Raw genomic sequence first — 18,267 nt, 5'->3', positions numbered from 1 at the left:
GCGCCGACACCTGCCACCGACCCGGAGATCCCTCGTGCCCAGCAAGAAGGCCCTCGTCCGCCGCCCCAGCCCACGCCTCGCCGAAGGGCTGGTGACGCACATCGAGCGCGAGAAGGTCGACGTCGACCTCGCGGTCGAGCAGTGGGAGGCGTATACGGAGGCCCTGCGTACGCACGGCTGGGAGACGATCGAGGTCGACCCGGCCGACGACTGCCCGGACGCGGTGTTCGTCGAGGACACGGTCGTCATGTACAAGAACGTCGCGCTGATCACCCGGCCCGGCGCCGAGTCCCGGCGCGCGGAGACCATCGGCGTCGAGGAGGCCGTGGCCTCGCTCGGCTGCTCAGTGAACTGGATCTGGGAGCCGGGCACGCTGGACGGCGGCGACGTGCTGAAGGTCGGCGACACGATCTACGTCGGCCGCGGCGGCCGTACCAACGCGGCCGGGGTCCAGCAGCTGCGGGCCGCCTTCGAGCCGCTGGGGGCGCGGGTCGTCACCGTACCGGTGAGCAAGGTGCTGCACCTGAAGTCGGCGATCACGGCGCTGCCCGACGGAACGATTCTCGGGCGCATCCCGCAGCTGGACGCGCCGTCGCTGTTCCCTCGCTTCCTTCCGGTGCCCGAGGAGTCCGGGGCGCATGTGGTGCTGCTCGGCGGCGGCAAGCTGCTCATGGCCGCGAGCGCGCCGAAGACGGCGGAGCTGCTCGCCGACCTCGGCCACGAGCCCGTTCTGGTGGACATCGGCGAGTTCGAGAAGCTCGAGGGGTGTGTGACATGTCTCTCGGTGCGGATGCGGGAACTGTACGCCTGACCGACTGAACGGATCGCGCTTCAGCCCCGGGACCTGCGGGTCCTGGGGCTTTGCGCATGCCCGTGAAATCACGGCGGCATGGCGGCTGATCAGCACTCTTTACATCGCTCTTAACCTACGGCTTCGTAACCTACGGGTTCGTAGCCTACGATCCCGTAGGTTCCGGCAACCGCTCGCCGGTCCTGTGCCCCATGTTGTGCGTCCCCCTGGAGTTCCCGTGACGATCGCTTCCCCTCACCTCGGCAGCCCCGCCGTCTGGACCGACGCCCGCCTGCTGTACGCGTTGGAGGAAGTGGTCGAGAAGGAACTCAACCGCCATCTGCAGGTCGCCAAGGACTGGATGCCGCACGAGTACGTGCCGTGGACGGACGGCCGCAACTTCCCCGGCCTCTTCGAGGACGGGGAGGCCTGGGACAAGGAGCAGTCCAAGGTCACCGAGATCGGCCGCATCGCCCTGGTCGTCAACCTCCTCACCGAGGACAACCTCCCCAGCTACCACCACGAGATCGCCTCGCTCTTCGGCCGTGACGGCGCCTGGGGTACGTGGGTGCACCGCTGGACCGCCGAAGAGGGCCGCCACGGCATCGTCATGCGCGACTACCTGCTCACCTCGCGCGCGGTGGACCCGGACAAGCTGGAGCAGTTCCGCATGTCCCACATGAGTGAGGGCTTCGAGTCGGACAACCGGCACTCGATGCTGCACTCGGTCGCCTACGTCGCCTTCCAGGAGCTCGCGACGCGCATCTCGCACCGCAACACCGGCCACCAGTCCGGTGACCCGATCTGCGACCGCATGCTGGCGCGCATCGCGACCGACGAGAACCTGCACATGGTCTTCTACCGGAACCTGCTGAAGGCCGCGTTCGAACTCGCCCCCGACCTCACGATGCAGGCGGTACGGGACGTGGTCGTCAACTTCCGCATGCCCGGCCACGGCATCCCCGGCTTCGAGCGCGCCGCCGCGCAGATGGCCATCGGCGAGGTCTACAACATGCGCATCCACCACGACGACGTCCTCCAGCCCGTCCTCCGCTTCCTGAAGATCATGGAGATCGACGGCCTCGGCCCGGAGGGCCAGAAGGCCCAGGAGGAACTGGGCCTGTTCATGGGCGGCCTGGACGCGGAGGCCCTGAAGTTCGACGAAAAGCTGGCAGCCAGGAAGGCCCGGATGGCGGCTCGGGCCGGGGGCTGAGGGGCAGAACTGGGGCGCCGGGGACTGAGGACCGGGAGCTCGGGGCGGGGCCGGAGGGGCAAGAACTGCTCCGGGCGGGGAACCCGGGCGGCGGACCCCAGGGCTCCAGAGCCAGCCGGGTTGGCTGACCGCCTGTAGGGCGCGGGGTAGGGCTACACGCCGAGGCCCCGGCAGCGTCGGCGCGCTGCCGGCCGGGGGCTGGGGGCTGGGGGCTACCCGAGAGGGGCCAGCAGGACCGGCGACGCTCCGGGCCTCGGGGCGGGATAAGGGCCGCAGGCCCAGGCCCGAAGTCAGGCAGGACCACTCACCCGCACGCCGCAGCCCCGGAGCTGCAAACTGCGGCCCGGCAGGACCAGCCGCGCCGCAGGCCGGGAGCTACACGCCAAGGGCCGGCAGGCATGACCACGCTCCGGGCCAAGAGGCTGGACATAGGCCGCAAGCCCAAAGGCTCCGGCCCGGCAGGGTCGGCTACCCGCAGGGGGTGCGGGTCGGGGCTAATGCCGAGGCCCAGGCAGCGTCGGCGCGCTGCCGACCGAGGGCTGGGGGCTACCACGCCAAGGGCCGACAGGACCGGCCACGCTCCGGGCCCTCGGGGCGGGATACGGGCCGCAGGCCCAGGCCCGAAGTCAGGCAGGACCACTCACCCGCACGCCGCAGCCCCGGAGCTGCAAACCGGGGCCCGGCAGGACCAGCCGCGCCGCAGGCCGCAAGCCAGGAGCTACACGCCAAGGGCAGGCAGGCATGACCACGCTCCGGGCCGAGAGGCTGGAACGCTGGACCAGGGCTGCGGGGGCAGGCCACCTGCATGCATGCCGCACGCCCGGGGCTACTCGCCGAGATCCAGGTCGGACAAGCCAAACTCCCGACCGCGAGCCGGGGCTACACCGCCAAGGGCCCTGGCGGGGCCTGGCCGCGAGCCGAGGGCGCAAGGGCCCGGAGCGCGTCCCCGGATCTTGCGGCGCGAAGAGCTGGACCGGCGGCTGGAGGCACCCTGCGCGAGTGGTGGGCGCGAGGCGCCGGTCCGGGGCACCTCGCGACAGGCCGCGGACCACGGCCACCCCGGCCGAGCGGACGGTGGTGGTGGGCGTCACGCGGGCGTCTCAGGGCGTGGGGTTCATGTGCCCGGGCCGGTTCGGCGAGGTGCGGGTGGGCAGGTGCTCGCGGACGCGGGCCGGGACGTGGCGGTTCAGTGTGACGTGCGCCTGAGCTCCAGGCGCTCCTTCTCCGACAGGCCGCCCCAGACGCCGAAGCGTTCGTCGTTGTCGAGGGCGTACTCGAGGCACGCGGAGCGGATCGGGCACAGGCCGCAGATCCGCTTCGCCTCCCGTACGGAGCTGCCCGGCTCGGGGAAGAAGAAGTCCGCCCCGGTCTGCGCGCACAACGCCTCCTGCTGCCAGTCCAGGTCGGGCGAGGTGATCGTTGTGATCGTGTCGATGTGCATACGCAGGATCGTGCCGGTCGGCGAAAAACGTTCGATCAACGCGGGATCAACGCCGCGCCGCAGGGCCTCCGGCCGACTCGATGGTCTCCCTGCGCGCGCTACGGCGCACGGCGGCGCGCGGAAACGGGTGAAAGACATGGAGGTCCTCGCCGGCCAACCAGGGTGACCGCGGCGGCCACCCCAGTCGGCGGAGCCACTCCGGCAGCGATTGTCAGTGGGCGGTGCAAGACTCGGCAGAGCAGACAGCACAGCAGACAGCACGAAGGACACACCACGGACGACGGGACCCTTCCGAGGAGGGCGATGATGCTCACCACCCGTTATGTCACCGGCGCGCCGAACTGGATCGACCTCGGCACCCCCGACATCGAGGGCGCCGCTTCCTTCTACGGCGGCCTGTTCGGCTGGCGGTTCCAGCCGGGCGGGCCCGAAACCGGCGGTTACGGCCTCTTCCAGCTCGGCGGCAGGACGACGGCCGGCGGTATGCAGACCACCGAGGAACAGGGGCCGCCCTCCTGGACGGTGTACTTCCAGACACCGGACGTGGACGCCACGGCGAAGGCGGCCGAGCAGGCGCACGGCTCGGTGCTGGTGCAGCCGATGGACGTGATGGACCTGGGCCGCATGGCCATCCTCGCCGACAAGGCGGGCGTGTCCTTCGGCCTCTGGCAGCCCGGCACCAACAAGGGCCTCGACGTCGTCCAGGAGCCCGGCTCGCTGTGCTGGCTGGAGCTGTACACCACGGACGTACCGGCCGCGGCGGGGTTCTACAACGCGACGCTCGGCCTGGAGACCTTCGCCCTCGACTTCTACGGCGGCACCTACACGACGTTCAGCCCTGCGGGGGAGGGCGAGGACGCCATGTTCGGCGGGGTCGTCGACAAGGCCGACGATCCGGCCGAGGCGCAGGGCGCGGCGTACTGGCTGCCGTACTTCGAGGTCACGGACACGGACGCCACGGTCGCCAAGGCGCAGCAGCTGGGCGGCACGGTCCGTATGCCGGCCACGGACCTGCCCGACGTCGGCCGTATCGCCAAGCTCACCGACCCGTACGGGGCACGCTTCGCGGTGATCAAGAGCGCGCCGCCGCAGAGCTGAGGGGGCGGGAGGTGAAGCCCCCGTCGGACGACCTACGCGGACGCGCGCCGCACCAGTGTGGTCGGGAGCACCACGCTGGACGGTGCGGCGCCGACGCCCTGTTCGGTGGCGCGCCGGTCGAGCCCGCGGAGCAACAGCCGGGCCATCAACCGGCCCATCTCCTCTATGTCCTGACGGACCGTCGTGAGCGCGGGCTCGGTCTGTTCCGCGACCGGCAGCATGTCGTCGAACCCGACCACCGCGACGTCCTCCGGCACCCGCCGCCCCGACTCGCGCAGCACCCGCAGAGCCCCCGCCGCGGTGAGATCGTTGGCGGCGAACACGGCGTCCAGGTCCGGGCAGCGTTCGAGAAGCTCACGCATCGCCCGCTCACCGCCGGCCGGCGTGAAGTCGCCCTCGACGATGAGGCGCGGATCGGCGTCGACCATGACGTCCCGGTAGCCGTCGAGCCGGTCCACCGCCGACGTCTGGTCGAGGGCGCCGGTGATGTGCGCGATACGGGTGCGGCCGAGCCCGGCGAGGTGGCGTACGGCGTCGCGGGCGCCGCCACGGTTGTCGCTGTCGACGTAGACCACGCCTCGCCGGTCGCCGCTCCAGTCGGGCCGTCCGCCGAACACGGTGGGGACTCCGGCGTGCTGGATCAGACCGGGCAGCGGGTCGTCGAGGTGCAGTGAGAAGACGAGCGCTCCGTCGACATGCCCGCCGGCGAGGTAGCGGCCGACGCGGGCGTGGTCGTCGCGGCCCTCGGTGAGGAGCAGTACGAGCTGGTTGTCGTGGGCCGTCAACTCCTTGCTGATGCCGCGGAGTTGCAGGGCGAAGAAGGGGTCGGCGAAGACGCGGGTCTCCGGTTCGGCGACGACGACGGCGACGGCGTCGTGCCGCCGGGTCACCAGACTGCGGGCGGCCTGGTTGGGCACGTACCCGAGCTCCTCCACCGCCTTGCGGACCCGCCGCACGAGGGGCTCGCGCACCCCGTCCCCGCCGTTGACCACCCGGGACACGGTGGCCCGCGAGACCCCGGCCCGTGCGGCCACGGCCTCCAGGGTGGGGCGTGGGGCGGTTTCGGTCACTGCGCGGCTCCTCGGCTGGGGTCGCGGATCAGGATAGTCCTGGCGGGGGACGGGGGTGAGAGCGCTCTCCGCTCGGAAGGAACCGCATGCGCCGGGAACGCGGAGACGGGAGCGCGGAGAACGGCGCGGACCGCCGTACGACCGGCTGATCCATTTGGCCGATCTTGCCTGGCAGCTCCCTCGACTGCGGCCGAGGCTGCTGCTGACGGCCGCCCGGGGGCACGGGGTCACGGGGCAGCACAGCACCGGAACAGGAGATGCGATGCGGACCACTCCCAGGAGAGAGGCAGTTGTACGAGGGCTGCGCCGGGTCGGCATGTCCCGCAGGTGGTGGCTGCTGTTCTCCGTGGGCGCGGCCATGGGCCTCATCGGTTCCAGCAGCGCGGGAGCCGCCGAGGGTTCCGCGCCCGCGTCCCGTCACTGCGGCACGGCACCGACCGGTGCCGCCGGCCAAAACCGCTTCCTGGACTTCGCTGGGGGACCAGCTCATGGAGGAGGGCCCGCTCGGCAGCACGTGGGGAGGTGACAGCCCCGCCCGTCCGACCGGCGTCAGCCGCGCCGCCACCTTCTCCAGTTCGAGCAGGCCGAGCAAGTCAGACAGGTCGAGCACACTGATCACGAGTCAGCTCAGCAGATCGACCGACCGCCCGACCCCCTGCCCCTCCGCCGCCCGATACGCCATCCACGACAGCGCCAGGTCCTGCCAGGGCAGGCCGACAGGGGCGTAGACGGAACGGCCCGCGGTGCTCGTACGGCCCGGGTGTGCACCGCGCAGTACGGCGCCGAGGGTGGTGTCGGCGGCTTCCGCGGGCAGGTCCGCCGCCGCCAACGCGCCCATGACGGAGGCGAGTTCGCGGTCGTCGACGACGAGGAGCGCCGCCTGCAGCAGGTCGGCCGCCAGTTCCTGCTTGCCGGGCTCGTCGGCGCCCAGGCTCGTGAAGTGCTGCCCTTCCCTGGTGTCGGCCAGGGACAGCAGCGGTGACCGTGACCAGGTGGCCATCAGTACGGTGTCGGCGACCGCGGCGACCTCCCGCGCCGAGCTCAGCGGCCGGCCGCCGTGGCGTGCGGCGAATTCGGCGCGACGGTCGCCGTCCGTGTCGTGGACCGCCAGGTCGCCGTAGCCCCGCAGCACGCGGAGCCCCCGCACCATGAGCTCCGCCTGTGCCCCCGCGCCGATGACACCCAGCACATCGCCGGGACCGGCGAGAAGGTGGGTTCCCAGAGCCGCCGCCAGGCCCGTGCGCCACGCGGTGATCGTCGCCGAGTCCAGCAGGGCGAGCAACGCGCCGTCTTCGCCGGCGTGCAGGCAGATCACCCCGCGCAGGGCGGGCCGGGCGTCCGGGAACTTGGCGTTCACCTTCACTGTGTACGCCTCGATGCCCGGCAGCACTCCGGGGAGCAGCGCCGTCGCCGTACCGGGAAACGGCAGGTCGGCCCGTACCCGCCGCCCCGCGACGAGAGCGGCGTCCGCATCCCGGAATCCCTCCCTCAGCGCGGCCAGACAGGGCTCCGGCTCCAGTACGGCTTCCAGGTCACTACGGGTCAGAAGAAGGGTCACCGGTCCATGGTCGGTCAGTGCTCATGCTCGGCCGACTGGTTTTCGTGCTCGTGCGGTTCGTACCCGGGAATCGTCCCGTCGGTCTTCTTCACCAGGAACAATCCCACCATCCCCATGTCGGAGTGGCTCTGCACATGGCAGTGGTACATCCACGCGCCCGCCCCGACCCCCTCCCCCGCGATCACCTGGAACCCGAACGAGTCCGCGGGGCCCACGATCTTGTTGTCGATGACCTGGCTGGGGTCGTCCGGGCCGGTGAGCATGCCCGTGCGGTTGTCGGCCCAGCGATGACCGTGCATGTGGAAGGTGTGGTAGTACTCGCCGTGCGTGATCACCGCGAACTCGACGCGATCGCCCACCGTGGCCTCGAAGTTCGGGCCGCTGTGCGCGGGCTTGTTGTTGATGAGCATGTCGTTGAAGACGACCGTGTGGGTCGCGTCGGGGAGGATGTCGCCCTTGCGGCGGACGATCACCGGACCGTACAGGCCCTTGCGGATGCCGCCCGTGCCGTGTTCCGTGCCGACGACGTGGTCGTGGTAGTGCCAGTACCCGGCGCTGCCCGCGCGCCAAGTACCGTCCTTGCGACGGCCGGGGGCGTGGGTGCGCCAGGTGTAGGTGCGGGTGCCGCCGGGTTCGACGTCGCTCTTGTTCAGCTTCGTTCCGTCGCTGGTGATTTCGTAGTCGAGGCCGTGGACGTGCAGGCTCACCGGTATGTCCATCGTGTTCTCGAACTCGATGTGCAGGGTGTCGCCCTCGTTGAGCTCGATCAGCGGACCGGGGATCGTCGCCTTGCCCTTCTCCAGGCCGTAGCCCATCTGCCCGTCGGCGAGCTTCTCGGCGTACAGCTTGAGGTGCCTGACCTCGCCGCCGGCCGGGGCGGTCCGCGGCGGTGTGTCGGCGCTGACGGCCTCCGGCACCGACGCCAGGGACAACGATGTCGCGACGGTCGCGCCGCCCAGCAACACGCGCCTGTTGAAGGTGCGCCTGTCGAAACCGCGGCTGTCGAAGCTGCCTCTGTTCATGCCGAACTCCCCACGGCGGTACGGAAATTACCGGGATGAACCGGTGAGACGGTACCGGCCACTCCCCCGTTTATCCACACTCAGGACAAAGTTGGTCCCAGTACGGCCATAGGTATTGGCGAGTCGTTCAAAGGGGTCTAGCTTCCTTGTCGCTGTTGCTGTGACCGTGGAGGTGCCCATGCACTTACGAGGGTTGAGCACGAGAAGACAGACCTGGGTGGCCACCGTGACCACCGGGATCGTCGCCGCCGGGCTGATGTCGGCTCCGGCGGCCGACGCGCGCCCGGTCCCGGAACCACCCCTGACAACGATGTCCGTCAAGTCGCCACCGGGCGGCGCGAATGTACGGGTGCTCATCTTCCACGGCTCCGCGGCCGCGGGCGACGAGTCGCCTCTGGTGAACGCCGGTATCGAGGCGATCGAGAAGATCGGCCTGTCGGGCCCGGCCGAGCAGCGCTTCAAGGTCGAGGCCACGAAGGACGCCTCGGTCTTCAACGATGAGACCAGGCTGGGCCGTTTCAACGCGATCGTGTTCCTCACCGGCGGCGGCGATGTCCTCGACCCCGAGCAGGAGGCGGGCCTGGAGGCCTACATGGAGGCGGGCGGCGGTTTCGTCGGCATCCATGACGCGGCCCGCGCCGAGCCGTACTCGGAGTGGTTCACCGGCCTCGTCGGCGCCCGCCCGGCGGCCGGCGGCCCGGCGAACGTCCAGCGGGCCGTCGTCGAGGTCGGTGACCGGCGGCATCCGGCCACCAAGGAGCTTCCGGCGCAGTGGAAACGACCGGACAAGTGGCTGCACTGGGCGAAGAACCCGTCGGGTGCGGTGCACACCGTCGCCCGGGTACGGGAGTCGAGCTACCAGCCCGGCACGGGCGCCAACGGCTGGGACCACCCGGTGAGTTGGTGCCGTGACTACGACGGCGGCCGCTCCTTCTACACCGGAATGGGCGGCACGGTGTCGTCGTACGACGAGACCGACTTCCGTACACATCTGCGCGGCGCCCTGCTGTGGACCACCCGTCTGGTGCAGGCCGACTGCAAGGCGACCATCACCGGCAACTACAAGGCCGAGCGCCTCACCCAGCCCAATCAGCCCGGCCGGAACGACCAGATCGGCGAGCCGCACGGCCTGGTCACCGCACCCGACGGCCGGGTGCTCTACATCGGCCGGGGCGGCGCCGACTCCTCCCAGCCGGTGATCACCGACTGGAACAACCCGGACATCGGCAAGGGCAAGGGCGAGATCCACGTCTACGACCCGAAGACCAAGCAGGTCACCCTGGCGGGGGCGTTGACGGTCTTCGGCAACAAGGGCGGCGGTGACGAGCTGATCAAGGTCGAGGAGGGACTCCTCGGCATCGAGCTCGACCCGCGCTTCGAGGAGAACGGCTGGGTGTATCTGCACTACACCCCGCATTCCCAGATCAACCGCGACACGCGGATGGCCGAGCGCCGCGTCTCCCGCTTCACGCTGGACCTCGCCACGAACAAGCTGGACCTGGGCAGTGAGAAGGTGCTGCTCAAGTGGCCGGTGCAGATCCACAGTTGCTGCCACGCGGGCGGCGGTATGGCCTGGGACTCCAAGGGCAACCTCTACATCGCGACCGGCGACAACAACTCCAGCCGCTTCAGCGACGGTTACTCGGGCAACAACCCCGAGCCGAACTACAAGGGCGTGTCCTTCGCCGACGCGCGTCGCACCTCCGGCAACACCAACAACCTCAACGGGAAGATCCTGCGTATCCACCCCGAGCCCGACGGCACGTACACACTCCCGGAGGGCAACCTCTTCACGGGCCGGGAGACCGACGAGGGCGGCGGCAAGACCCGCGGCGAGATCTATGTGATGGGGGTCAGGAACCCCGCCCGCATCTTCGTCGACCGGCAGACCGACATCCTGTACGCGGGCTGGGTGGGCCCGGACGCCTCGGCGCCCTCCACCACCTGGGGTCCGGCGAAGTACGACACGTTCGCCGTCATCACCAAGGCGAGCAACCGGGGCTGGCCGTACTGCATGGGCAACAAGCAGCCCTACCGCGACCGCAATCTGCCCGACCCGACCAAGCCGCTGGGCTGGTACGACTGCGACCACCCCAAGAACGAGTCACCGAACAACGACGGTCTCGTCAACCTGCCGCCGGTCACCGGCAACAACATCTGGTACTCGCCCCAGGGCGGCGCCCCGGACTTCCCGCGCGACGCGAACGGCGTGCCGTCGTACAAGCAGGAGGAGGCCGGCTATCTGCTGCCGTGGCTCAAGGGCGGCGGGCAGGCCGCGATGAACGGGCCGGTCTACCGGTACGACACCGTCTCGGCGACCAGCGACGTCAAGTGGCCGGCGTACTGGGACGGCAAGTGGTTCGTCGGTGACTTCTACGACGCCGACCAGCCGCGCAACGCGGTGATCACCGACCCGAAGACCCACGGTGACGGCGGTCTGCCGGTCCACTCGGAGTCACTGAAGAAGATCGTGCCGATCGGCAACGACGGCATCAAGAACCTCATGGACTGGAAGTTCGGTCCGGACGGCGCGCTGTACGTACTCGACTACGGCCGCGGCTTCTTCACCTCGGACGCCAAGTCGGCGCTGTGGCGGGTCACTTACACGGGCGGTGCGCCGACTCCGGCCGCCGACCAGCTGGCGAGGGGGACGCGGTGACACGACAACGAAGAATGTGGGCGGCCCTGTTGGCGGCGCTGCTCGTGGTGCTCGGACTGCAGGCGTTGCCCGCGACCGGGCAGCCGCAGCCCCAGCCCGAAGCAGCCGCCGAACAGGTCCTCACCTGGACCGCCGGCGACGACATCGCCAAGTACACCTCGGCGCCCGCGACCGCGGTGGCGGGCACGACGACGATCGTCTTCGAGAACAGCACGGCGACCGGCAACACCACCGGAATGCCGCACACGCTGACGTTCGACACCTCCGACCCGGAGTTCAACAACGACGTCCAGCTGAACATCCTCGCCAACCCGAACGACGACCAGGGCGGCCGCCACACCGCCGAGGTCACGCTCACCCCGGGCCGCTACCGCTACTACTGCACGATCCCCGGCCACGGGCAGATGCAGGGCATCCTCGTGGTGACCGAGGGCAGCGGCGGGGACTCGACGGCGCCCGAGGCGACGGCCCACGTCAGCGGGGTGCAGAACGGGCAGGGCCAGTACGTCGGTTCGGCGAGCGTGGCGATCCACGCCACCGACGAGGCGGGCGGCTCCGGGGTCGACCGGATCGAGTACGCGGTCGGTGACGCGGGCGCCTGGCAGCCGTACACCACGCCGGTCGTCGTCGATCAGGTCGGCGACCACAAGATCCGCTACCGCGCCTTGGACAAGGCGGGGAACGTCTCCGCCGAGAAGAGCGTGCGGTTCACGGTGGTGCCACCGCCGACCGACGACACGACCGCGCCGGAGACTTCGGCGACGGTCAGCGGCGAGCAGAACCCCGACGGGACGTACATCGACATGGCGACCGTCACCGTCTCCGCCTCCGACACCGGTTCCGGCGTCAACACCATCGAGTACGCGATCGGCTCCGGTGCCTGGCAGCCGTACACCGCGCCCGTGATGGTGCACGAGGCCGGCAGCCACACGGTGCGCTACCGGGCCACCGACAAGGCGGGGAACGCCGCCGCCGAGAAGAGCGTGCGGTTCACGGTCGTGGCGGCGCCCCAGCCGGACACGACGCCGCCGGTGACCGGCGTGAGTGTCGAGGGTACGAAGAACTCCGACGGGGCGTACATCGGCAACGCCAAGGTGACCGTCACGGCGACCGACGAGCACCACGGCTCGGGCGTCGACCGGATCGAGTACTCGATCGACGGCGGGCCGTACCTCGCGTACGGCGCCCCGGTGGTCGTCGACCGCGCGGGCACCCACACCCTCGCCTACCGGGCGACGGACAAGGCCGGCAACACCTCGGCGGCCCGCACGGTGACCTTCACCGTGGTCTCCAGTCAGGTACCGGCGCCCAACTGCCCCGAGTTCGACGAGCGGTTGACGGTGATCGTCGGCACGGTCGACTCGGGCGTCCCGAACCGGCTGACCAACAGCCGGTGCCGGATCAACGAGTTGATCGAGGACGAGAAGGAGTGGACGTCCCACGCGCTGTTCCTCAAGCACGTGACGACCGTCCTCGACAAGCTCCTGAAGGAAGGGGTCGTCGACCAGCGCGAGTACAACGCCATCCGCAAGGCCGCCCGTCAGTCCGGGATCGGTGCGCCCGGACAGACCGAGGGCTACCGCACGATCCTCGACGGCAGCGCGGAGTCGTTCGCCAAGTGGCAGCACGTGGGCGGCGGTTCGTTCGCGCCGAACGGTGACGGGACGATCACCAGCGGGACCACCAGGCCCGGCCTCGGCATGCTGTGGTTCCCTCAGCGCAAGTACGGCGACTTCTCGCTCCGCCTCCAGTGGCGTGACGACGCCCCGGGCACCGGCAACGCCAACTCCGGCGTCTTCGTCCGCTTCCCGTGGGTCCACGACCACCCCGAGGAGTCACGGCCCGAGTGGGTCGCCATCAAGTACGGGCACGAGGTGCAGGTGCTCGACCGGCCCGACGGCGACATGTACAAGACGGGCTCGGTCTACGGCTTCGACCGCGTGGGCCTCGCCGGTGCCGGCGTCACGCAGAAGGGGACCTGGAACGACTACGAGATCCGCGTCGTCGACCAGCACTACTCGGTCTACCGCAACGGCGTGCTGATCAACGAGTTCGACAACATCGGCGGCCAGGACTTCGTCCCGCCCCGCTCGGACGACCCGGGCACGGACGGGCGCCGGTTCGCCTCCGGGTACATCGGGCTCCAGGTGCACGGCACGACGGATGTGGTGTCGTACCGGGACATCCGGATCAAGGAGCTGTAGGTTCCGGCGGCGTCTCCTCGGCAGGCGCCGCCTTCTTGGCCCGGCTCGGCTGTACCCGCTTGGGCTCCCCCGGCATCTTCGGATACTCGGGCGGGTACGGCAGATCACCGAGTCCGTGGTCGCGTTCGTCCTTGTTGGCCAGCTCCAGCAGCGCGTCCAGCGAGAAGCGGTGGTCGTCCATGTCCGCGTGCACGTCGCCGAGTTCGGCGAAGCGCGCGGGCATGGTCGCGATGTCGAAGTCCTGGGGACGGGCCTCGCCGACCTCGTCCCAGCGCAGGGGGGCCGAGACCGGGGCGTGCGGGCGTGGCCGTACGGAATAGGCGGAGGCGATCGTGCGGTCGCGGGCCGTCTGGTTGTAGTCGATGAAGATGCGCTCGCCCCGTTCCTCCTTCCACCACTTGATCGTCACCTGCTCGGGCATCCGGCGTTCCATCTCCCGGCCGACGGCGATGGCGGCGCGCCGGACCTGGGTGAAGGTCCAGCGCGGCTCGATGGGCACGAAGACGTGCAGGCCGCGGCCGCCGGAGGTCTTGGGCCAGCCGCGCAGGCCGCCGAACTCGTCCAGGACGGCCCGCAGTTCGTGGGCGGCGCGCACGGCGTCCTCGTAACCCGTGCCGGGCTGGGGGTCCAGGTCGATGCGGAGTTCGTCGGGGCTGTCCACGTCGTCGCGGCGCACCGGCCAGGGGTGGAAGGTGAGCGTGCCGTACTGGGCGGCCCACAGGACGGCGGCCTCCTCGGTGGGGCACATCTCGTCGGCGCTGCGGCCGCTGGGGAAGGTGATGTGGGCGGTGGGGATCCAGTCGGGCATGTTCTTCGGCGCCCGCTTCTGGAAGAACCACTCACCGGTGACGCCGTCCGGGTAGCGCTCCAGGGTGGTGGGGCGGTCGCGCAGGGCGCGCAGGATGCCGGGGCCGACGTCGATGTAGTAGCGGGCGAGGTCCAGCTTGGTGAAGCCGCGCTCGGGGAAGAAGACCTTGCCCGGGTTGGACAGGCGGACGGTCCGGCCGCCCGCTTCCAGTTCCACCGCTTCGCCCATGCGAGCCACGGTAGGCGGACCGGGCACACCTCGCACACCGGGCGTCAGCGGCTGTGTGCGCGCAGAATCGGAGCATGGACCTGCCGGTGATGCCGCCCGTGAAACCGATGCTCGCCAAGTCGGTGGCGAAGATCCCGCCGGGCATGCAGTACGAGGCGAAGTGGGACGGGTTCCGGGCGATCGTGTTTCGCGACCGGGACGAGGTCGAGCTGGGCAGCCGTACCGGAAAGCCGCTGACCAGGTACTTTCCCGAGCTGGCGGCGGGGTTGAAGGAGCGGCTGCCGGAGCGGTGCGTGCTGGACGGGGAGATCGTGATCGCGCGGGAGGGACGGCTGGACTTCGACGCGCTCACCGAGCGCATCCACCCGGCCGACTCCCGGGTGCGGATGCTGGCGGAGAAGACCCCCGCGTCGTTCGTGGCCTTCGACCTGCTGGCGCTGGCGGACGAGTCGCTGCTGGAGGTTCCGCTGGCGGACCGGCGTGCGCTGCTCACCAGGGCGCTGTCCGGGGTGACGGCGCCGGTGCATGTGGCACCGGCGACGACCGACATCGAGACGGCCCAGGGCTGGTTCGAGCAGTACGAGGGTGCCGGACTGGACGGTGTCATCGCCAAGCCGCTCACCCTGCGCTACCTCCAGGACGAGCGGGCCATGTTCAAGATCAAGCACGAGCGGACCGCGGACGTCGTCGTCGCGGGGTACCGCCTCCACAAGAGCGGGCCGGTCGTGGGCTCCTTGCTGCTCGGGCTCTACGACGACCGGGGCGCCCTCCAGCACGTGGGCGTGTCGGCGGCGTTCCCCATGAAGCGGCGCGCCGAGCTGATCGAGGAGCTGGAGCCGCTGCGCATGGAGGATGCCGCGGGGCATCCCTGGGCGGCCTGGGCCGACGAGGCGGCTCACGAGTCGGCCCGGCTGCCGGGTGCGCCGAGCCGCTGGTCGGGCAAGAAGGACCTGTCCTGGGTGCCGCTCCGACCGGAGTGGGTCGCCGAGGTGGCGTACGACCACATGGAGAACGGCGCGCGTTTCCGGCACACGGCCCGCTTCCGCCGCTGGCGGCCGGACCGCACCCCCGAGAGCTGCACCTACGCCCAGTTGGAGGAGCCGGTCCGCTACGACCTCGCGGAGATCTTCGCGCCACCGGCCTGACGTGAAGCCGAGCGGGAGTCGGGAGTCAGGGCTTCATCAGCACCTTGACCGCGCCTTCCTGCTTGCGCTGGAACATCTCGTACGCGTGCGGGGCGTCGCTCAGCGGCACGCGGTGGGTGGCGAAGTCGTCGACGCCGAGGGGATCCTCGTCCGTCAGATACGGCAGGATGTCGTCGCTCCAGCGGCGCACGTTGGCCTGCCCCATCCGGATCTGGATCTGCTTGTCGAAGAGGGTGAGCAGCGGTATCGGGTCCGCTGTGCCGCCGTACACGCCGGACAGGGAGATCGTGCCGCCGCGCCGCACCAGGTCGATGGCGGTGTAGAGGGCGGCGAGCCGGTCGACACTGAAGCGTTCGGCGAGCGGACCGCTCAGCTTGCGCGGCAGCATCGCCGAGGCCTGCTGGGCCAGCCGGGCGGCGGCGCTGCCGTGTGCCTCGGTGCCGACCGCGTCGATGACGGCGTCGGGGCCGCGGCCGTCGGTCTGGTCGCGGATGGCGGCGACGAGTTCCTTCTCGTCGTCGAAGCTCCTGAGGTCGTACGTCTCGACACCCCGCTCACGTGCCCGCCGCAGCCGCTCGGGGACCAGGTCCACGCCGAACACCCGTCCGGCGCCCTGCACTTGGGCGACCCGGCAGGCCATGTCGCCGATGGGGCCGAGGCCGAGTACGGCGATGCTGCCGCCCTCGGGGATCTCGGCGTAGCGGACGGCCTGCCAGGCGGTGGGCAGGACGTCGGAGAGGTAGACGAACCGGTCGTCGGGCGGCCCTTCCGGGATCTTGATCGGGCCGAACTGCGCCTGCGGGACGCGCAGATACTCGGCCTGGGCGCCCGGCACCGCGCCGTACAGGCGGGTGTAGCCGAACAGGGCGGCGCCCATCCCCTCGCCGGTTACCTGGGTGGTCTCGCACTGGGTCGGCAGCCCGGTCAGGCACATCCAGCAGTTGCCGCAGGCGATCTGGAACGGCACCACGACCCGGTCGCCGGCCTGGAGGTCCGGCACTCCGGCGCCGACCTCCTCGACGATGCCCATCGGCTCGTGACCGAGGATGTCCCCCGGGGTCATGAACGGCGTCAGTACCTCGTACAAGTGCAGGTCGGAGCCGCACAGCCCGGTGGATGTGATGCGGATGACCGCGTCGGTCGGCTCCTGGATCGTCGGATCGGGCACGTTCTCCACGCGCACGTCCCGCTTGCCCTGCCAGGTCACTGCCCTCATCGCCCCGCGCTCCCTCCGTCACGTGTGCGCGTCCGCTCGTGCGGTGGCCGCCCGGGTACCCCCGCGCTCCTGCGCCGAACCGCTCGGGCGGACCGGCGATACGCCCAGTCGGCCGTCCAGGCTGCCGGAACCGCTCATGTATGGCCTCCTATGAACTGATAAGTGCACAATCTGACTACACGGACGGGGCGGGTGGCTGCGGGTGACGATGGTGGGCAGGCGACAAGGGGCGCGCGCGAGACGCGCCACGACCATGGCGGGACTGCTGGCCGCCGCGCTGACCGCTTCCCTGGCGGTCGGCTGCACGACGTCCGACGGTCCGGGCGACGACGGCCGCGGCCGAGAGCGTCCGTCGTCGGGTGCGAGCGAGAGCCGGGTGAACGGCGCCTCGGTACTCGCGGTGAAGATCGACAACGTCCGCGCCGCCCGGCCGCACACGGGCCTGAACGCCGCGGACATCGTGTACGTCGAACAGGTCGAGGCCGGGCTGAGCCGCCTGCTGGCGGTGTACGCGCAGAAACTGCCGGAGGTCATCGGGCCGGTGCGCAGCGCACGCGAGAGCGATCTGGAGCTTCTGCGCCAGTTCAACCGGCCGATGCTCGCCTTCTCCGGTGCGCAGAGCAAGCTCCTGCCGTTGATCGACAAGGCGCCGCTGCAGGCGGAGCCACCCGAGAAGGCGACCGGGGCGTACTTCCGCGGCACGGACAGGCCGTCGCCGCACAATCTCTATCTGCGACCCGGCCGGCTGATGTCCTCCGCCCCGGGCACCTCCGCCCTGACGACCGGCTTCCGCTTCGGCGCCGCCCCCGCGGGCGGCATTCCGGAAACCTCGCGGACGGTGCGCTTCCCGGCGGCCCGGTTCACCTTCACCTGGTCCGGCAGCCAGGACCGCTGGCTGGTCGCCATGGACGGCAAGGCCGCCAGGACGACGGACGGGCAGCGGGTGACGGCCGGCACGGTCGTCGTGCAGTACGTGAAGGTACGCAGGTCCGCATTCCACGACTCGGCCGGCAACTACACGCCGTACACCGAGACCGTGGGCGCCGGGAGGGCGGCGGTGCTGCGCGACGGGCACGTCTACCACGTCAACTGGAAGCGTCCGACGGCCACGGACGGCACCGCGTTCACGACCGACGACGGCCGGCCGATGAACTTCCAGCACGGCCAGGTGTGGGTGGTGTTGGCGAAGGCGTCCTGAGCTTTCCGGATCAGCGTTGCGCGGCGAGGGGTTCCGCGGGGTTGCGGAGCCCCTCGGCCGCGTCCGCGACCCGGCGGATCAGGTCGAAGAACAGCGTCTGCTCCTCGGCGGAGAGCGGTGCCAGGAAGACCTGGTTCATCCGGGCCGTGCGGACGGTCAGCTTCTTGTGCGTGCGCAGCCCGTCCTCCGTCAGGCGCAGCAGGGAGCGACGGCCGTCCTGGGGGTCGCGGACCTTGTCGATCAGCCCGCGGCGGCCGAGCCGGGTGATCACCTCGGCGATCGTGGACCGGTCGAGCCCCACCCGCTCCCCCACCGTGCGCTGGTCCAGGCCCGGCTCGGCGACGAGCGCGTTCAGGACGGCGAACTGCGGTGAGGTGATCTCCTCGGAGACCATCGTGTTCCACAGCAGGTAGTGCGCCTGCTGGAGCCGCCGGGCGAGGTGCCCGGGGTGGGTGGTGAGGTCCACCGCGGCCATGTGCGCTCCCGAGGTCGAATTCGTTGGTGTACTGAACGATAACCGCACCCACCCACCCCTGTCTCCCTCACCAACCTTTACGTGACCTGCGTCAATTCTGAGGTCTTGACGCCCGGCCGCTCCAGTGGCAGCGTGAGAGAAA

14 protein-coding genes are annotated in these 18,267 nt (G+C 70.4%); 7 read left to right on the top strand and 7 right to left on the bottom strand.

Annotation, left to right across the window (positions count from 1 at the left end; genetic code table 11):
• Positions 1-34: 34 nt before the first annotated feature.
• Both ddaH and ACIREI_RS43525 read left to right on the top strand, forming a co-directional pair.
• Complete coding sequence (ddaH, locus tag ACIREI_RS43530) at positions 35-811, top strand: dimethylargininase (protein ID WP_403345613.1); 777 nt, start codon at positions 35-37, stop codon at positions 809-811.
• Between the two features lie 217 nt (positions 812-1,028).
• Complete coding sequence (locus ACIREI_RS43525; protein ID WP_403345612.1) at positions 1,029-2,003, top strand: acyl-ACP desaturase; 975 nt, start codon at positions 1,029-1,031, stop codon at positions 2,001-2,003.
• 1,186 nt (positions 2,004-3,189) lie between these two features.
• Here the strand turns inward: ACIREI_RS43525 and ACIREI_RS43520 are convergent.
• Positions 3,190-3,444, bottom strand: a complete 255-nt coding sequence (locus tag ACIREI_RS43520) for a WhiB family transcriptional regulator (protein ID WP_403345610.1) — start codon at positions 3,442-3,444, stop codon at positions 3,190-3,192.
• Positions 3,445-3,750: 306 nt separating this feature from the next.
• On the opposite strand from ACIREI_RS43520, the gene ACIREI_RS43515 reads away from it, so the two are divergent.
• Positions 3,751-4,542 carry a VOC family protein gene (locus ACIREI_RS43515; RefSeq protein ID WP_403345641.1) on the top strand — a complete coding sequence of 264 codons (792 nt, stop codon included), beginning with the start codon at positions 3,751-3,753 and terminating at the stop codon, positions 4,540-4,542.
• A 32-nt stretch (positions 4,543-4,574) separates the two neighbouring features.
• Here the strand turns inward: ACIREI_RS43515 and ACIREI_RS43510 are convergent, their stop codons facing one another.
• The 3 genes from ACIREI_RS43510 to ACIREI_RS43500 form a co-directional block, all read right to left on the bottom strand.
• Positions 4,575-5,612, bottom strand: coding sequence for a LacI family DNA-binding transcriptional regulator (locus tag ACIREI_RS43510; RefSeq protein WP_403345608.1), 1,038 nt, complete (start codon positions 5,610-5,612; stop codon positions 4,575-4,577).
• A gap of 622 nt (positions 5,613-6,234) precedes the next feature.
• A complete protein-coding gene (locus ACIREI_RS43505) occupies positions 6,235-7,170 on the bottom strand; it encodes an ornithine cyclodeaminase family protein (RefSeq protein WP_403345607.1) in 936 nt (311 codons plus the stop codon).
• Positions 7,171-7,184: 14 nt separating this feature from the next.
• Positions 7,185-8,192 carry a multicopper oxidase domain-containing protein gene (locus ACIREI_RS43500; RefSeq protein WP_403345605.1) on the bottom strand — a complete coding sequence of 336 codons (1,008 nt, stop codon included), beginning with the start codon at positions 8,190-8,192 and terminating at the stop codon, positions 7,185-7,187.
• Positions 8,193-8,370: 178 nt separating this feature from the next.
• On the opposite strand from ACIREI_RS43500, the gene ACIREI_RS43495 reads away from it, so the two are divergent.
• Together ACIREI_RS43495 and ACIREI_RS43490 are read left to right on the top strand one after the other, a co-directional pair.
• On the top strand, positions 8,371-10,851 hold the full coding sequence (locus ACIREI_RS43495; RefSeq protein ID WP_403345603.1) for a ThuA domain-containing protein: 2,481 nt from the start codon (positions 8,371-8,373) through the stop codon (positions 10,849-10,851).
• 14 nt (positions 10,852-10,865) lie between these two features.
• The gene (locus tag ACIREI_RS43490) at positions 10,866-13,055 is read left to right on the top strand and encodes an OmpL47-type beta-barrel domain-containing protein (protein ID WP_403345639.1); all 2,190 of its coding nucleotides are present in this window, start codon (positions 10,866-10,868) and stop codon (positions 13,053-13,055) included.
• Here ACIREI_RS43490 and ligD read toward each other — a convergent pair.
• Complete coding sequence (gene ligD, locus ACIREI_RS43485) at positions 13,042-14,091, bottom strand: non-homologous end-joining DNA ligase (protein WP_403345601.1); 1,050 nt, start codon at positions 14,089-14,091, stop codon at positions 13,042-13,044. The two genes, ACIREI_RS43490 and ligD, sit on opposite strands and share 14 nt — an antisense overlap.
• Positions 14,092-14,165: 74 nt before the next feature.
• Here ligD and ACIREI_RS43480 point away from each other — a divergent pair, with 74 nt between their 5' ends.
• Positions 14,166-15,236, top strand: a complete 1,071-nt coding sequence (locus ACIREI_RS43480) for an ATP-dependent DNA ligase (RefSeq protein ID WP_403345599.1) — start codon at positions 14,166-14,168, stop codon at positions 15,234-15,236.
• 25 nt (positions 15,237-15,261) lie between these two features.
• On the opposite strand, the gene ACIREI_RS43475 is transcribed toward ACIREI_RS43480, so the two are convergent.
• On the bottom strand, positions 15,262-16,452 hold the full coding sequence (locus ACIREI_RS43475) for a zinc-dependent alcohol dehydrogenase (RefSeq protein ID WP_403345597.1): 1,191 nt from the start codon (positions 16,450-16,452) through the stop codon (positions 15,262-15,264).
• 253 nt (positions 16,453-16,705) lie between these two features.
• Between ACIREI_RS43475 and ACIREI_RS43470 the strand changes: the two genes are divergently transcribed.
• Positions 16,706-17,650: a DUF3048 domain-containing protein gene (locus ACIREI_RS43470; RefSeq protein ID WP_403345595.1), complete on the top strand. Its 945-nt coding sequence runs from the start codon at positions 16,706-16,708 to the stop codon at positions 17,648-17,650.
• A 10-nt stretch (positions 17,651-17,660) separates the two neighbouring features.
• Here the strand turns inward: ACIREI_RS43470 and ACIREI_RS43465 are convergent, their stop codons facing one another.
• Positions 17,661-18,125: a MarR family winged helix-turn-helix transcriptional regulator gene (locus ACIREI_RS43465; protein ID WP_403345593.1), complete on the bottom strand. Its 465-nt coding sequence runs from the start codon at positions 18,123-18,125 to the stop codon at positions 17,661-17,663.
• Between the last annotated feature and the right edge of the window lie 142 nt (positions 18,126-18,267).

This window comes from Streptomyces sp. NPDC093591, from assembly GCF_044764885.1.
Classification (GTDB): Bacteria; Actinomycetota; Actinomycetes; order Streptomycetales; family Streptomycetaceae; genus Streptomyces.
The sequence above is the reverse complement of the archived record's forward strand: the minus strand, read 5'-3'. Positions and strand labels throughout refer to the sequence as shown.

Coding starts and splice junctions, on each gene's coding strand:
- ACIREI_RS43520 (WP_403345610.1), bottom strand. CDS start 3,444: ATGCACATCGACACGATCACAACGATCACCTCGCCCGACCTGGACTGG.
- ACIREI_RS43515 (WP_403345641.1), top strand. CDS start 3,751: ATGCTCACCACCCGTTATGTCACCGGCGCGCCGAACTGGATCGACCTC.
- ACIREI_RS43500 (WP_403345605.1), bottom strand. CDS start 8,192: ATGAACAGAGGCAGCTTCGACAGCCGCGGTTTCGACAGGCGCACCTTC.
- ACIREI_RS43495 (WP_403345603.1), top strand. CDS start 8,371: ATGCACTTACGAGGGTTGAGCACGAGAAGACAGACCTGGGTGGCCACC.
- ACIREI_RS43490 (WP_403345639.1), top strand. CDS start 10,866: ATGTGGGCGGCCCTGTTGGCGGCGCTGCTCGTGGTGCTCGGACTGCAG.
- ligD (WP_403345601.1), bottom strand. CDS start 14,091: ATGGGCGAAGCGGTGGAACTGGAAGCGGGCGGCCGGACCGTCCGCCTG.
- ACIREI_RS43480 (WP_403345599.1), top strand. CDS start 14,166: ATGGACCTGCCGGTGATGCCGCCCGTGAAACCGATGCTCGCCAAGTCG.
- ACIREI_RS43475 (WP_403345597.1), bottom strand. CDS start 16,452: ATGAGGGCAGTGACCTGGCAGGGCAAGCGGGACGTGCGCGTGGAGAAC.
- ACIREI_RS43470 (WP_403345595.1), top strand. CDS start 16,706: ATGGCGGGACTGCTGGCCGCCGCGCTGACCGCTTCCCTGGCGGTCGGC.
- ACIREI_RS43465 (WP_403345593.1), bottom strand. CDS start 18,125: ATGGCCGCGGTGGACCTCACCACCCACCCCGGGCACCTCGCCCGGCGG.